Origin of the sequence: Leptospira sanjuanensis, assembly GCF_022267375.1 — a bacterium.
GTDB classification, from domain to species: domain Bacteria; phylum Spirochaetota; class Leptospiria; order Leptospirales; family Leptospiraceae; genus Leptospira; species Leptospira sanjuanensis.
Genome location: NZ_JAIZBH010000001.1, coordinates 993,618 through 1,008,426, shown reverse-complemented (window position 1 = coordinate 1,008,426; position 14,809 = coordinate 993,618). Strand labels below are relative to the sequence as shown.

The window sequence follows — 14,809 nt, the reverse complement described above, 5'->3', positions numbered from 1 at the left end:
TTTATGGAAGCCCCGGAACCCAGATGGAAACCTTTTTTAGGAGCGGCGCTCGTACTCGCGGGAGCGGTTTTCTTTTCCGCAAAAGCGATCTTCGTCAAACTCGTGTATCGATACGAAATCGATTCGATCACCGCGCTCGCTCTTAGAATGTTGTTTGCGATCCCGTTCTTCGCTTGGATCGCGTATCGCTCGGGAAATTCGAATTCCTCGACCGCTCTTTCCAAAAAGGATATCGCATTCATCTTTGCGCTCGCGTTCTTGGGATATTATCTCGCGAGTTTATTCGACTTTATGGGTTTGGAATATATTTCCGCGGGATTGGAAAGACTTACCTTATTCGTTTATCCCACGATCGTTCTCGTGATCAGTTCCTTGCTCTACAAAAGAAAGATCAAGACCGTGGAAGTGTTCGCGATTCTTCTTACCTATTCTGGAATCGCGATCGCATTTATCGGAGATATTCAAACGGAAGGCCCGCAAGCGAGCAAGGGAGTTCTGCTCGTATTCGCATCCGCCGTCGCCTATTCTTTGTATCTCGTAGGAAGCGAATCCTTGATTCCTAAATTAGGTTCGGTCCGTTTTACTTCGTATCTTATGCTTTTGTCCGGTTTGATCGTGGTGATTCATTTCTTTATCGTAAAGAATCCGGCGGCGCTCCTACAACCCGTACCTGTTTACTTATACGGACTGGCGCTAGGAGTTTTGACGACCGTAATCCCCGCCTACTTTACGACGGAAGGAATTCGGATGATCGGTTCGGGAAGAGCCGCGATCGTCGGCTCGGTCGGCCCGATGTCTACGATCCTGCTCGCATGGATTTTTTTAGGAGAACCCATCACTTCCTCCGGAATGGCCGGAACGATTTTGGTGTTGGCGGGAGTTCTTTCCATCGGAAAGAAAAAATCGGAAACGACTCAAAAAGAATCAGCGCCCGCTCCAAACGGAACGGCTGCGGCAAACGGAGCCGCATCGAACCTAAAAAGTCAAAGCAAAGAAGATTCCCAAGACGCGAACAATGCCGAAATCACGATGAACTAAAACATTAGAATATACTAAAATTATGGTCCGTCTTTGACGCAGCGGATCGCCGCGGTTGTAGCCAAAAAGGAACTCAAAGAAATCGGACCGTAAACGAAATCCAGAAGAAACAAATTCTTATTGGAAGGGTCCGGATTTGCGCTGCTCGTGAGATAGGTCACGTTCACGGGATTATTCTTAAAATACGCGGTGTCAAGAACTCCGTTTCCTACGGTAAATCCGTATTCGACGATCGAACGAAGCTCGTGAACGTTCGGAAGTCTCCAAGGTTTTCCGTCGCTTGTGGCGATGTTCGCACAGAATTGCAATCCCGCCTGACGCGCGATGTTGGTTAACGTTCCGCTCGAACAATTCGTTCCCGATTGTCCGTACGAACACTGAGCCCAACGGAGATTGGAGGTTTTTTCCAGAATCGTTCCGTCTCCCATGTCCACGAATTGTTTTGCGGGAAACGCACCGCTTACGACACAACGCACTGGAAGCGATCCGGTTTCGGAAAGATTGCTCGAAGTTCCCTGCGCAAAATTAAACGTCCATCGACTCGAACCCGGAGTCGCAACCGCGGTCCCGGACCAAAACGTTTGGGAAGAATTCGGAAAGAATGTAACGTCGAGATACGGGCTCGGAGTCGGATTCTCGTATGTGGAAATCGAATACAATTCTTGAATGGACGGAATTCTCCAGGACTTATAACCCGCGTAACCGTTACCTGCGTTTAACGCGTCGCAGGCGGCAACCGCACTTGCATAGGAATATTGAGAATTCGTTCCGCTGCAATCGACCGGATTCGTTCCTTCGGGACAATGTTTCCAAGCGAGTCCTGCGATCTTATCGTGAATCACGGGCTGAGACGGGTATTCGGGAAAGACGGTTTTAACGAACGAAGCCTGCGGTCCGTTTTGAAAATCCGCATCTTGATTCGGATGAACGGTACCGCCGCAAGCAATCGAATTCAAAGTTCCGTCGTAACAAATCTTTTGCCCCGCGTCCGTGATCGGGTTCGTAACGGAAACGGAAACCGTATAATTTTGTTCGGTTCCGTTGCCGGCAACGACGGAATACGTCACCGGATTTGAAAAATCATTCCAATTGACTCCGCTGATCTGAGTCGTTTGTCCGACCTTAACGGTCGCGTCGGCGGAAACAGAAAACGTCGGTCTAAGTCGGGCGACGACTCCGTACGGAACCGTTGCGGTAATATTCGTTCCGTTGATGACGGTGGGATAATCTTGGGAAAGAAAATTCTCCTGAGCCGAAAAGGAAAACGAAGAAAATGCGGTTCCCGATCCGAGATTACGGATGATTCCCAAACCGCTTTGCAGTAAAAGTCCGGCGTTCGAAGAAGAATCAAAACTGATCTTGTCGGCTTGCGCGCATGAAATCAAAATCAATGCGGAAGAAATCCAGAAACTGCGAATTAGGGAGCGCATAAGGTTTGTCTTATCTATTAGAAGGATCCAAAGGAAAATCGTTCTAAGATTTTTTTATAAAACAAACTAACGTTCAGGAGGGGTCAATGCGTTTTCGGAGAAAAACCGAAAACGATCGCAAAATAAAAGGAAGAGTTACGACTTACGCAATCAAATTCAATCGGAAACACAACGGGTATAATTGTTCGTAGCGGAAGAAGCCAAATCGATCATCGCATCGCCAAAACGAACCCGTTGAACCTGCCCTCCTCCCGGAATCGAATTGCTCGTACCGTAAATCGACGATGCGAGAGTGTTCGGAAAAAAGCTAAGATCGATCTTTGCATCCGAAGTCGACGAGGAAAAGTCCAGTAAACTTCGTAATTCGTTGACGTTCGGGAGTCTCCAAGAACGCCCCGCTACCGTTGAGGTTTCGCAAGCGCTCAAAGCCGCGGCAAAGTTTTGGCTTGAGACGATTCCAGTCGTACACTGTGTGGAACCCGATGTCCAAACTTGTCCGATGGAACATTTTTGCCAAACAAGACCGGTCCGATTGTCACGAACCGATCCGTCGTTCAAATCCGTAAACGATGGAGAAGGAATCGCAGCTCCGGAAACGCAGCGGACACGATTGCTTCCTGCGACTTTATCATGTGAAAAGTTGACTCCGCTTATGAAATTGAATCCCCAAACTTGCGCGACATTCGTTTGGTTCGTAGAAGAGGACCAGAATCCTCCCGTTCCATTCGGAAAGTGGGAAAGGTCAATATAAGCGCCGCTCGTCGGTGCGGCATTCGTGCTTAAGGTCATCAATTCTTCGATGCTCGGCAATCTCCAACCTTGCAGTCCCGCATATCCCGCTCCGGAATTCATAGAATTCAAACCGGTACAATAAGCGTTGGCCGCGGGATGCGTATAATAATAAGTCGTCGAACAAGAAGTGCCGCCCGTACCGCCCGGACAATATTGCCAAGTTAGTCCGGTCTGACGATCGAACGTAACGGGTTGGGGAGAATACCCGTTTAAGACGACATTGGACTGAAACGAAGAAGGAACACCCTTGGAATACTCCGCATCTTGACCGGGAGCGGCCGCGCAAGTGGTTAAACAATTCGTTTGTCCCGCATCCGTTAGACGAAATGTCGGAATTACGTTCACGGAATAATCGGCAAAACTACCGCTCTTTGCGGTAACACGATATACAAGAGAAGAACTGAAATCGTTTTCGGTTTGTGCGCTCGTCTGCGAAACTCCGTTGATCTGAACCGCCGCGCCCGTGTTTACAAAGGTCGCTTTCAAACGACGAATGGCGCCGAACGGAACGGAAACCGTGATCTGCGTTCCTGAAATTTCTCCGACAAAGTCGGTGGCAAACGAGTTTTCTGCCGCGTTGAATCGAAACGAAGTGATTTCTTTGGAATCGGGTCCGAAGCCGTTTTGAATTCGAAAAACTTCTACTCCGCCCTGAAACAATAATCCTGCGCTGGAAGAGGCGTCGATGCTGATCCGTTCCGCTTCAGAACAAAAAGTAAAAAGAAAGATTCCGGCGATGAGCCGGATCAAAACCATAAATCGATTCATAAAAAGGTAATTTCCTTTGTTATGAGAATTATAGTTCCTTCCTTGTGGCCAATCCTGCCAGGTTATAAAGTAGATCGTTTTATTGCGAAATCGTTTAAGAAGCCGATTCGTTTTCGAAGGAGAAGGAGATCCTACATTCTCCCGTTGCGAAAAAGAGGCTATCTATAAAAATCAAGCTGCGATTTCGAAAGAAAGAATCGATTCTTCGTTTAATAAATGTCCAAAATCATTAAGGCGATATCATCTCCAAAGTTTCCGCCCGAATAGGCGAATAGATCCGATACGATCAATTCGATATAATCTTCGATGGATTCCGTCGCGAGATATTCTTCAAGGATCGAGATCAAACCGGGAAGATCCAAAAGTTCTCCCTGGGCGTCAAAGATCTCGTACATCCCGTCCGAAAAGAATACGACCCGATCCCCGTGTAAAAGATCGATGGATTGATCGTAATACTGCGCCCCTTCAAACGCAAGAAGAGGAAGATTCATTCCGTCGAGTTCGATCCGTTTTCCGTCTCGAAACAAAAGAATCGGAGGATGTCCCGCATACGAATAAACCAAACGTTTCGATTCGGGAATATACTTCACGCGCACCGCGGAGATATGATGATCGACTACGAGAGGTTTGAGATCTTCTACGATTCGAATGAGTCCCTCGGCGGGAGACAATCCGATTCGGGAAGAATTCTTAAACGAAATCACGACCATTCCCGAAACCATCGCGGATGAAATCCCGTGACCCGAAACGTCCGCAAACAAAATGTCGATGCTTCCGTCCTCGTTTTCGATCGTGCTGATCACGTCCCCGCCTACTTTTTCAAACGGACGGAAGTATGTTTCCATGCGGAAGTATTTCGAATCGGGAAAGGTTCGATCGACAAGGGATCGTTGCGTAAGTCTTCCGAGTTCGAGATCGTAGTGCATCCGATCGTAAAATGCGTTTAAGGTTCCTTCTTTTTCTTTGCGATCGAATGCAAGGACGATCAAGTCGCCGATCAAACCGAGAATGGATATCTCCTCTTCGGTCCAAGTCCGATCCTCCCGCACCATATCGATTCCGAAAAAACCGATTTCCTTTCCTTCGTATGTCAAGCGGATGATGAGCAGCGATCGGATTCCTCTCGGAAGAATCAACTCGCTCAGGAAAGAATTCTCCCGTTCGATTTCTTCGACGGAATTGAACGCGATGTATCCGTCCTTTCGTATCTGTTCGAAACGATCGGCGGGAAGATTTTGTACGGGAATATTCTGGAAGTACGGAAGCTGAGAAGGGATTCCTTCGCGGCACCATTCGTACGTGTTGGAAAGATATTTATGAGTATTTGAGTATTCTATAATATAGGCTCGGTCCGCGTCGCAGATTCTCCCTGCCTTTTCGATCGAGTTGCGGATCGCGACGTCCAACTCCATCGGAGGAAGCGTGATGAAACTTTTGGAGATTTCGGTGAGATTGCTCTGTAAAAAAAGGGAATACTTGAGTTGATCCTCGGATCGTTTCAAAGGGGTGATGTCTCTCTGCGATCCCCAAATCTGAACGAGTTTTCCCCCCTTCACGACGCCGACGACGCTGTTTAGAAAGTATTTCCGGTTTCCGAACCGATCGGATTCCTTGGATTCAAAATCCTTCATATTGTATTGCGCGCGTATAAACGCGTAATACGGCTCCAGATCTTCGGGAGAATCGGACGGAACGAGCTGCGAAAGGGTTCGGCCGATCACTTCGGAAGGTGCGGAATATCCGTACATTCTCGCCATGGAATCGTTGCAGATCGTTAGTCTAGCGTGTGTTAGGAGATGCGTTAGCTGATTCGTTTCGTTTTGTTTCGTATCAAGAGGCTGATCGAGATCAAAACACCAGATTCCTTCGGCGCTGCTCAGGAAGAATTCCCGATATCGCTCCAGTTCTAAAGAATCCGATTTTATCCGCATAACGTAGTCACCGAAAATCCGCCCTTTATTCTTTCCGTCGGCGATAAAGGTCAAAGGTTTTATCAAGGAAATCCGGGAAATCCGTTCTCCGATTCGAAAAAAAAATCGCAAAAAACGCCGAACCTGCCTCGTAGATTCGGCTTTTTGTCCGGGGGAAATCGTATTCTAAAATCTCAGATCGGAGGCAACACAATGCAAACCACAATGAATCAAGAATGGATGGATGAAAGAATCGAAGCGATCGCGGAAATTCTCGCGGACAAACTCATCGAAGAAATCCGCAAAAGAGCGCTCGAAAAAGAAGCAGTTCGCAAAGCGAGGGAAGCGGCTTAAACGACCGCAAAGGGAGAATCGAATATGGCGGAATACGCACTCAAAGAAAAAAAAGGAAGTCTCTTTAGTAATGCAACCAAGGAAAAGGAAACACAACCGGATTACACGGGCAAGGTGCTCCTCGAAGGGAAAACCTATCGCCTGGCGGGTTGGATTCGAAAATCGGCCACGGGAAAGAATTATCTTTCTTTAAGTCTTTCCGAACACAACCTTGAAAAAAAATCCGAAACAAATTCTCCCGTCGGCGAAACGGACGGGAACGATTTTACGGATATAGAAGAAGATTTTCCGTTTTGAAGAATGAAAATTCGATTTACGATCGGGGTCTAATCGTAAAAGAATTACACCTCTACAGGAGAAAGAAATTTCTTGAAAACGAAAATTCCAACCAAGTTGTTTTTGGCGATTACTTTCACACTCGCGGTCTTGGGTTCCACCAACTGCGGATATAACGCGATCCAGGAAGAAGACGAGGCCGTCACTGCGTCTTGGGCCGAGGTTTTGAACCAATATCAAAGAAGAGCCGATTTGATTCCGAACTTGGTCAACACCGTGAAAGGATACGCGGCTCAGGAAGAAAAAGTGTTAACCGAAGTGACCCGAGCCAGAGCCGGAGTCGGTTCGATTCAAGCGGACGAAAAGACTCTGAATAATCCGGAACTTTTCAAAAAATACGCACAGGCGCAGGCACAGATGACATCCGCTCTTTCCCGTTTGCTCGTTGTTGCGGAAAATTATCCTCAGTTGAAATCCAACGAAAACTTTCGGGACTTGCAGGCACAGCTCGAAGGAACGGAAAATAGAATCACCGTGGCGCGCAACCGATACATCCAAGCGGTGCAAAAATACAATAGTACCATCCGAAAATTTCCGAGCAATCTCACCGCAAAACTTTTCGGATTCGACGTAAAACCTTCGTTTACGGTCGAAAACGAAAAGGAAATCTCCAAACCGCCCGAAGTTAAATTTTAAGAATTTTGAATATGATCCGGTTGAAATTCGGAATCCTTTTCTTTATCGGACTTTTCGCGTTTAGCGCGGGTTGGACTTTGAAAACGGGAAACTTTTCCGTTTTTCTCTTAAGGGAAGAATGGAAAGCGGAAGATCCCGTCATTCCCCCGCTGCGTACGCAGATCACGGACACGACGTCGACGCTCACCGACAAACAAAAGGCGATTCTAACCTCCACGTTAGTCGCCTTTGAAAAAAGAAAAGGAAGTCAGATCGCGGTTCTTGTCGTCGGCTCCACTCTCGATTGGACCGTGGAGGAATATGCCGTCAAAACCTTCGAAGCTTGGAAACTCGGACGCAAAGGAATCGACGACGGAATTCTGATCGTAGTAGCGATCGGAGACCATAAAACGAAGATCGAAGTCGGATACGGATTAGAAGGCGCGGTTCCCGACGTAATCGCAAAACGAATCATAGAAGATTATATGATCCCCCGGTTTCGCGACGGAAATTACTACGAAGGAATTTCGGACGCGATCGACGCGCTCATCGCAAAGATCGACGGCGAAGAACTTCCCGCCGCGAGCGGTAAAGTCGCGGGTTCCAATTCGACCTCTTCCGGCGACGGGGATTTCGAACCCGAACTTCCGAATAAACTCGTAACAGCATTCATCATTCTTGTCATTCTCGGAAAATTGTTCGGGCTGATGTTCGGTAACGGATTTTCCGGAGGATTCGGAGCCGTCATCTTCGTGATCCTCGGTTTGTTTTGGTCCATCACTCTTTGGTTGTTGATTCCGGGCGCGCTCTTACTTTGGTTTTTCGTTCTCGCAAACGGAGGCGGAATCGGCGGAGGCGGTTCGTCCTGGGGTTCTTCGGGAGGAGGAAGCTCTTGGAGCGGCGGAGGCGGATCGTCCGGGGGCGGAGGCGCCTCGGGAAGCTGGTAAAAAGGATTCAAATAGTATGATAAAGCAATATACATCCGAACATTCTCTTCTGCAAAGAATTCTGAATCATTGGCTGGAATCTATCTTCTCCCTTTTTTCCTTTACCGCGGACAAATCGAAAACCCATCGATTCAAACGGTATTTCAGCGCGGAGGATTTAAAAAGAATCGAATCCGCCGTTTCCAAATCCGAAAGTTCGCATAAGGGAGAAATCAAAGTGATCTTGGAATCGGCTCTTCCCGTTTCCAGAGTTTTGTTCGGTCTGGACGCAAAACGAAGAGCGGCGGAACTCTTTTCCGAAAAAAGGGTCTGGGATACGGAAGAAAACACGGGGATTCTGATCTACGTTCAACTCATCGATCGAAGGATAGAATTGCTCGCCGACCGCGGAATCTACAAAAAGGTAGGACAAAACACGTTAGACGAAATCTGCGGTAAAATGCAGGATGGGTTCCGATCCGGTTCGTATCTCGAAAGCGTTCTCGCTGCGATCGAATCGTTTACAAAACTTTTGCAGGAACATTTCCCGCCCGGAAAACAAAACCCGAACGAACTTCCCGACCGTCCGGAAATCATCTGAAGGAACGTTTGAAGGCGCACAACCGTCCTCGAAAATCGAAGTCTAAATTGTTAAACGAAATTCAAAATCCGCGAGCGACGAACGAGATCGTCTCGCGTTCAACTATTCCGAAGAATGTTGACCATCGAATAGAGACCGTTTCTGCGAGACATGGAAAGATGTTTGTCGAGACCGATCTCTTTTAAAAATTCCAAAGAAGCGGCTTTGATTTCCTCGCGGGTTCTTCCCGAAAAAACGCGGATCAAAAGAGCGATCATACCGCGCGTGATTGCGGAATCGCTGTCGGCTTGAAACTCGATCTTGCCTTCCTTTTCTTCGGAGACGATCCAAACGCGGGACTGACAACCGGGAACCAAACGCTCGGGAGTTTTGGCCTCATCGGGAAGCGAACCGAGTTCGTCCCCCATCTCGATCAACAGTTGATAACGTTCCTGCCAATCGGTGCATTCCGAAAATTCGGAAACGATTTCTTTTTGAACTTCCGCAACGCTGCTCATAAACTCACTTCCCAGCTTTTCCAAAACGCCTCCGCGAGCAATCAGAAAAAGAGAAGCCGATTCTCATAGCTTAGACGACGTCGGTCCCGCAAAATCGATCGATTCTTTCGAAATCAAAAAATGGTTTTCTTAAAGTCCGTTCGAAAATTTGATCCTCTCATGAGAGTTTACGAAGTTCAAAATCAATTCGGTCTGGAGAATTTAAAAATCGCGGAACGTCCCGATCCGGTTCCTGGACAAGGAGAAGTCCTCGTCCGTTTCAGAGCGGCCTCTTTGAACTATAGGGATTATCTGATGGCGATCGGAAGATACAATCCGAAACAAAAACTTCCTCTCGTTCCTCTTTCGGACGGAGCCGGAGAAATCGCACAGATCGGTCCGGGAGTTACGAAGTGGAAAGTCGGCGACAAGATCTGCGCCAACTTCGCGCAGACCTGGCTCGACGGAGCGCCGGACAACGATATGTTGCGCAATACTCTAGGAGGTCCGCTCGACGGTACTCTCAGTGAATATAGAATTTTCGGAGAACAAGGAATCGTTCCCATGCCGGAACATCTTTCCTTTGCGGAAGCATCCACTCTCCCTTGCGCCGCGCTCACCGCTTACACCGCAATCGTCACACACGGAAACATTCAACCGGGAGGAACGATCGTCGTTCAAGGAACGGGGGGCGTCTCCATATTCGCATTACAATTCGCTAAAATGATGGGAATCAAGGTCATCGCGACTTCCTCCAGCAACGAAAAACTCGCAAAGCTCACAGCACTCGGCGCGGACGAAGTCATCAACTACAACGAAAAACCGGATTGGGATAAGGAAGTTCGCAAGATCACGAACAAGAAAGGCGCGGATCTGATCATCGAAGTCGGAGGCGCGGGAACTCTGCAAAGATCGATCTCCTGCACGAGACCTTGGGGAACGATCGCACTGATCGGAGTTTTAGCGGGTGGAGAAAGCAACAATCTCTCCCTGTTTCCGATCCTGATGCACGGAATTCGAATTCAAGGAATCATCGTGGGAAGCAAACGAAACTTCGAAGATATGAACAAGGCGGTCGAAGCCAACAAGATCAAACCGGTCATTGATCAAATCTTTAAATTCGAGGAAGCGCCTCAGGCTTACGAATCGCTAAAGTCGGGGAAACACTTCGGAAAAATCTGCATCGAAATTTAGAATAAAACGTTATTCTAATGTAATTTCCGGAGCGAACTTCGCCGCAAACGAAGTTTTCCGGCCGACCGAACCGTAAAACGCGTCGCATTCTTAACCGGCGCGTTTATCCCCTTCTCCCCAACCAACCCCCAAAGGCAAAGGATCTTATGCACAATGAAAAAAATTTTAGAAGTTCAACAAGATGTGAATACGCAGAAGATCTTGAACGAAGTCAGAGATCTCCTTTTTTGGAAGGAGTTCCCACAATCGAAAAGAAAGAACATCCTCTATTTTATTAAATTTTGATCCACTATAGCAAATATTCCTTGCGTCTAATCCACGAAAGGTCTTCATCGTAGGTAAAAAAGACCTTTTCCAAATCCATTCCAAGGTACGATTTGGAAAACTTTCGGGGGACGTTATTCGCCATGGCAACCAAAACTCTATCCAAACCCAAGACAAAAAGTAAGACCCAATCTAAACCGAAATCTAAAACGACATCCGTCCGAAATACGAAATCGAAATCCGCTTCTTCCTTGTCGAAAGGATTTATCGATTCTAAAAATCCGCTTCCCGTCGTTTATCAACCGAACGCTGCCGAACAGAAAAGCAAACAGGCTTTGATTCGATGGATCCGGTCCAACAAACGCGTGTTAACCGAAGACCTCAAACAATACGGAGCGATTCTTTTTAGAGGATTCGACGTCGCTTCTCCTCAGGATTTCGAAGACGTGATCCTCAACGTGGATTCCAACTTGAAGAATAACTACTTGGGAACTTCTCCCCGCAATCAAGTTACGAAATACGCCTTTACCGCTACCGAACTTCCTCCCGCATATCCGATTATGCAGCACGCGGAAATGAGCTTTCTCGATTCTCCTCCCCGGAAACTTTTTTTCTATTGCGGCAAAGCTCCCGGTCGATTCGGAGAAACTCCGATCACCGATTTAAGAAAGGTACTTCAGGAAGTTCCGCAGTCGATCCGCGATAAGTTCGAAACTAATAAAATCCGGTATTCAAGAGTTTACGACGGACCTTCCAACAAATCGCGTTTTCAGTTTTGGAAAACGAAACGCTGGGACGAAATGTTTCAAACCACCGATCGCGCGGAAGTGGAAAAGATATCCAAAAAACAAAACTTCAACGTGGAATGGTACGGAGAAGACAATCTGAGACTCGTCAATACCACATTAGCGATTCGTAAACATCCGGAATTCAAATCCTCGGCTTGGCACAATCATTCGCAGGTGTTCCACATCGACGCGGCGCGGAAAGAATATTGGAGAATCTTCGCGCGTCAAAAAACGATCCGCGGATTTTTCGTCGGGATCGCGCTCGAAATTCTAACTTTCTTAAAAAAGATCACCACGAAAAAGGAATATTTAGATACGAATTGCTCTTATGGAGACGGCCAAGAAATTTCTACCACCGAGCTCCAGCAGATACAGGAAGCCTTCTGGAACAATATCTCCCTGTTTTCTTGGCAAAACGGAGACGTGTTGGTAATCGACAACTATACGGTTTCCCACGGAAGACATCCGTTTTCCGGTCCGAGAGAAATCTTCGTGGCTTGGGCGGATTAAGACGATGACGGAACTCGACGCGGTTCGGATCAATTTCAACGAAAGCGGTTTAGTTTTTTTGAATATTCTTTTGGGGCTGATTATGTACGGGATCGCCTTGGATCTTAGATTGGAAGAATTTAAACTGCTCTTCGAAAAACCGCGTGCGTCTTTAACCGGAATTATTTCCCAATTCGTTTTCTTTCCGTTTGTGACGTATCTTTTGCTTTGGATTTTAAATCCTCCTCCGGGAGTCGCGCTCGGAATGCTTCTTGTAGCGGCTTGTCCGGGCGGAAACATCTCGAACTTTATCACGTCGATTGCCAAGGGAAACACCGCGCTTTCCATTTCTCTGACGGCTTTTTCCTCCGCGCTTGCGATCGTCGCGACTCCGTTCAACTTTTTCTTTTGGGGCAATTTATATCCTCCCGTTCAGGCTGCGTTGAAGGAAATCAGCCTCAATCCGTGGGACGTTTTCCGAGCGATTTTAATGATTCTTTTGATTCCGATCGCATTGGGACTCTTAACGCAGAGATATTTACCGGACATTACGAAAAAGATCGAAAAACCGATCAAAATTCTTTCCGCGCTGATCTTTGCGGCGTTTCTGGTAATCGCTCTCGCCGCCAACTTTTCGGTCTTTTTGAAAGTGATCAACAAAGTGTTTCTTTACGTTTTTCTAATGAACTCGACGGGATTTTTACTGGGATATTTTTTCGCGAAGCTGATGCGTTTGGATGAAAAGGACGCGCGTTGCATTTCCATCGAAACCGGAATTCAAAATTCGGGACTCGGTCTCGTATTGATCTTCGCGTTTTTCGGAGGTCAGGGAAGTATGGCGATCATCGCGGCGACTTGGGGAATCTGGCACGCGATCGCGGGCATCACTCTTGCGTGGTTCTGGTCGAAGAGAACCGCATCTCTCGGCGTTCAGACCGTTTCGAAAGGTTTTTGATTCAGATACAACTCGGAAACTTTCGGACGAATTCTCGACTTCGTAAAAAAACGATTGTCGTTCAACTTACCCTTTCTCATTTCCTTTTGTTGTTCTTTGGGTAAATGAAGAATCGTTCTGCATTCTTCCGTGCAACATCCCTCGAACGCGGCTGAACATTTCTCGCACTGAATGAAAAGAATATGACATCCCGGGTTGGCGCAGTTGACGTGCCTGTCGCTCTTTTCACCGCATTGATGACAAACGGAAATCACTTCCGTTCCGATGGATTCCCGCAGACGACCATCAAATACGAAATTCTTTCCTTTAAACTTGGATTCGAGACCTTTCTGCGAAACCTCGTGCGCGTAGGAAATAATTCCTCCGTGGAGCTGATTCACGTCCTTGTAGCCGTGATGTTTCAACCACGCGCTCGCCTTTTCGCAGCGGATTCCGCCGGTGCAGTACATTAGAATTTTCTGATCTTCCTTCCCGTTTAAAAGTTCCAGAAGCATTTGGAGCTCTTCGCGAAACGTATCGGACTGCGGAAGAATCGCGTTTTCGAAGTGACCTATCTCGCTTTCGTAATGATTTCTTACGTCGACTACGATCGTATTTTGATCCTCGAGGTGACGGTTGAATTCCTCCGCGGAAAGATGTTTTCCCACGTTAGTCACATCGAACGCATCGTCGTTCAATCCGTCGGCCACGATTTTTTTTCTTACTTTTAGATCGAGTTTCAAGAATGACTCGCGATCGTCTTCGACGGCGATCTTAAACGGCATGTCTCGAAACGATTCGCGAGAATCCAAATTCTTACGAAAGGATTCCAGATTGTGGGACGGAACCGAAAGCTGCGCGTTGATTCCTTCTCTTGCGATATAAATTCTTCCCAGAACGCCGAGAGATTCCCATTCCAAATAAAGAACGTTCCGAAGCTCTTCCACGTTTTCCAAAATGACATAACGATAGAAAGAAAGAGTGGTTCTCGGGAAATTCTCCGCTTCGAGACGCTGTTTTAGAATCTCTTTTCCGTGGATGTTATGAAGAGGACGTTTCTTTGTTTGCGTCTTCTTTTGAGAATCTTCCCGATTTGCCATACATTCTTAACTCTGAAATTAAGACCGATCTTGACAAGCCTTTCTTAGCGGAATCGCCCGATTCAAAACCGTCATCCCTGTCCTCTAAGGAACAAGTTCCTAAATGATTCGGGCTTTCATACGTCGTAGATTCTCTTTTCATCGAGCTTCTGACCGAGGATTGCAATCAACGTATAAAGAAACAAAGCCTGAATCGCAAACGCGTAGATGTTATCGGGTACGGGTGCGAACGGATTTATCAATATCAGCATAAGAAAGAATCCGCCCAAAGACAACATTCCCCACTTGCCCGCGAAACCTTCTCCGGGTTTGCTTCCCTTGAAATAATAAGCGAAGGAAAAAACCGTCAACGCCGCTTCGATTCCGACGGTGAGCCAAAGATTGTTCCACAATCCGAATCCTAGTTTGGTGCCCGAATCCGACAAAACGGGAAGATCGGGAGTATGCACGGGAAGATCCAAAAAATAATGCGACATTACGGAAATTGCAACCGCAAGAGCGACCTTCCATCTTGTGTTTCGATCCTCCGAACTTTTCCAAAAATAGAAAAGGACGAACGCGAACGCGGCCCATAGGAACGCCGCAGCCAAACTGTGCGTATACGGCATAAAATAAAGATCGAACGGATTGCTCGCGGTAAAGCCCGGAATCAAACGCATATGCTCGACCCCGATCATGATGAAAATCATAAACAGAAAATCGACGAATTGGACGCCTACCAACAAAGACCATAGAGGAGTTTTGGGAACCGTCTTCTTAAGCGCGAACGCTACGCTATAATGTCCTATGAACAT

The 14,809-nt window shown here is 47.2% G+C and carries 15 protein-coding genes; 9 read left to right on the top strand and 6 right to left on the bottom strand.

Annotated features, from left to right (window positions below; all coding sequences use genetic code 11):
• Nucleotides 1–3 precede the first annotated feature (3 nt).
• Nucleotides 4–1,038: a DMT family transporter gene (locus tag LFX17_RS04540; protein ID WP_238745286.1), complete on the top strand. Its 1,035-nt coding sequence runs from the start codon at nucleotides 4–6 to the stop codon at nucleotides 1,036–1,038.
• Nucleotides 1,039–1,058: 20 nt separating this feature from the next.
• On the opposite strand, the gene LFX17_RS04535 is transcribed toward LFX17_RS04540, so the two are convergent.
• From LFX17_RS04535 to LFX17_RS04525, 3 genes are all read right to left on the bottom strand, one after another.
• On the bottom strand, nucleotides 1,059–2,468 hold the full coding sequence (locus LFX17_RS04535) for an Lcl C-terminal domain-containing protein (protein WP_238729234.1): 1,410 nt from the start codon (nucleotides 2,466–2,468) through the stop codon (nucleotides 1,059–1,061).
• 156 nt (nucleotides 2,469–2,624) lie between these two features.
• The gene (locus tag LFX17_RS04530; RefSeq protein WP_238745284.1) at nucleotides 2,625–4,028 is read right to left on the bottom strand and encodes an Lcl C-terminal domain-containing protein; all 1,404 of its coding nucleotides are present in this window, start codon (nucleotides 4,026–4,028) and stop codon (nucleotides 2,625–2,627) included.
• Between the two features lie 209 nt (nucleotides 4,029–4,237).
• On the bottom strand, nucleotides 4,238–5,959 hold the full coding sequence (locus tag LFX17_RS04525; protein ID WP_238745280.1) for a SpoIIE family protein phosphatase: 1,722 nt from the start codon (nucleotides 5,957–5,959) through the stop codon (nucleotides 4,238–4,240).
• 192 nt (nucleotides 5,960–6,151) lie between these two features.
• On the opposite strand from LFX17_RS04525, the gene LFX17_RS04520 reads away from it, so the two are divergent.
• The 5 genes from LFX17_RS04520 to LFX17_RS04500 all read left to right on the top strand — a co-directional run bounded on the left by LFX17_RS04520 (nucleotide 6,152) and on the right by LFX17_RS04500 (nucleotide 8,770).
• A complete protein-coding gene (locus LFX17_RS04520; RefSeq protein ID WP_238729231.1) occupies nucleotides 6,152–6,292 on the top strand; it encodes a hypothetical protein in 141 nt (46 codons plus the stop codon).
• A gap of 24 nt (nucleotides 6,293–6,316) precedes the next feature.
• Nucleotides 6,317–6,589, top strand: a complete 273-nt coding sequence (locus LFX17_RS04515; RefSeq protein ID WP_238729230.1) for a DUF736 domain-containing protein — start codon at nucleotides 6,317–6,319, stop codon at nucleotides 6,587–6,589.
• Between the two features lie 72 nt (nucleotides 6,590–6,661).
• Nucleotides 6,662–7,264 carry a LemA family protein gene (locus LFX17_RS04510; RefSeq protein WP_238729229.1) on the top strand — a complete coding sequence of 201 codons (603 nt, stop codon included), beginning with the start codon at nucleotides 6,662–6,664 and terminating at the stop codon, nucleotides 7,262–7,264.
• An 11-nt stretch (nucleotides 7,265–7,275) separates the two neighbouring features.
• A complete protein-coding gene (locus LFX17_RS04505; RefSeq protein WP_238745278.1) occupies nucleotides 7,276–8,190 on the top strand; it encodes a TPM domain-containing protein in 915 nt (304 codons plus the stop codon).
• Between the two features lie 16 nt (nucleotides 8,191–8,206).
• Nucleotides 8,207–8,770, top strand: a complete 564-nt coding sequence (locus tag LFX17_RS04500; RefSeq protein ID WP_238745276.1) for a TPM domain-containing protein — start codon at nucleotides 8,207–8,209, stop codon at nucleotides 8,768–8,770.
• A 98-nt stretch (nucleotides 8,771–8,868) separates the two neighbouring features.
• Here the strand turns inward: LFX17_RS04500 and LFX17_RS04495 are convergent, their stop codons facing one another.
• Nucleotides 8,869–9,267, bottom strand: a complete 399-nt coding sequence (locus tag LFX17_RS04495; protein WP_238747671.1) for a SufE family protein — start codon at nucleotides 9,265–9,267, stop codon at nucleotides 8,869–8,871.
• A 159-nt stretch (nucleotides 9,268–9,426) separates the two neighbouring features.
• Between LFX17_RS04495 and LFX17_RS04490 the strand changes: the two genes are divergently transcribed.
• The 3 genes from LFX17_RS04490 (at nucleotide 9,427) to LFX17_RS04480 (ending at nucleotide 12,936) form a co-directional block, all read left to right on the top strand.
• Nucleotides 9,427–10,440, top strand: a complete 1,014-nt coding sequence (locus LFX17_RS04490; RefSeq protein ID WP_238729226.1) for a zinc-dependent alcohol dehydrogenase family protein — start codon at nucleotides 9,427–9,429, stop codon at nucleotides 10,438–10,440.
• A gap of 407 nt (nucleotides 10,441–10,847) precedes the next feature.
• Nucleotides 10,848–12,002 (top strand): TauD/TfdA family dioxygenase, encoded by a 1,155-nt coding sequence (locus LFX17_RS04485; RefSeq protein ID WP_238745274.1) that lies wholly within the window; start codon nucleotides 10,848–10,850, stop codon nucleotides 12,000–12,002.
• Between the two features lie 4 nt (nucleotides 12,003–12,006).
• Nucleotides 12,007–12,936 (top strand): bile acid:sodium symporter family protein, encoded by a 930-nt coding sequence (locus tag LFX17_RS04480; RefSeq protein WP_238745272.1) that lies wholly within the window; start codon nucleotides 12,007–12,009, stop codon nucleotides 12,934–12,936.
• On the opposite strand, the gene trhO is transcribed toward LFX17_RS04480, so the two are convergent.
• Both trhO and LFX17_RS04470 read right to left on the bottom strand, forming a co-directional pair.
• Nucleotides 12,912–14,015: an oxygen-dependent tRNA uridine(34) hydroxylase TrhO gene (gene trhO / locus LFX17_RS04475; RefSeq protein WP_238745270.1), complete on the bottom strand. Its 1,104-nt coding sequence runs from the start codon at nucleotides 14,013–14,015 to the stop codon at nucleotides 12,912–12,914. The two genes, LFX17_RS04480 and trhO, sit on opposite strands and share 25 nt — an antisense overlap.
• Before the next feature lie 116 nt (nucleotides 14,016–14,131).
• Nucleotides 14,132–14,809 (bottom strand): hypothetical protein, encoded by a 678-nt coding sequence (locus LFX17_RS04470; protein WP_238745263.1) that lies wholly within the window; start codon nucleotides 14,807–14,809, stop codon nucleotides 14,132–14,134.